General features: G+C 52.7%; 1 pseudogene. It reads right to left on the minus strand.

Annotation, left to right across the window (positions count from 1 at the left end):
• Positions 1-224, minus strand: a pseudogene (locus QP891_RS11785) (IS110 family transposase); the annotation flags it as partial.

The following is a 224-nucleotide window of genomic DNA, read 5'->3' on the forward strand; positions in this document are numbered from 1 at the left end:
ATGACTTCCTTGTCGATTTGTTTGCGGTGCTCGAGCTTTAAAAGTGCGTCCTTTGCTGACATTGCTACGCCCATTTCGGCATAGTGTGCACCGGCAATGGTGACTGTTTGCTCAGCAATGGCAGCGAATATCGCATCGAGGACAGGTTCGGGATTGCGTGCCTTATAGCGTCGAGCAAAGGCAGCTGCCTTGGCCTTGCCTAAGCGTTTTATCTTGGTGGGCCC

It is taken from the genome of Corynebacterium sp. MSK310, from assembly GCF_030227355.1.
Lineage (GTDB): Bacteria > Actinomycetota > Actinomycetes > Mycobacteriales > Mycobacteriaceae > Corynebacterium > Corynebacterium rhinophilum.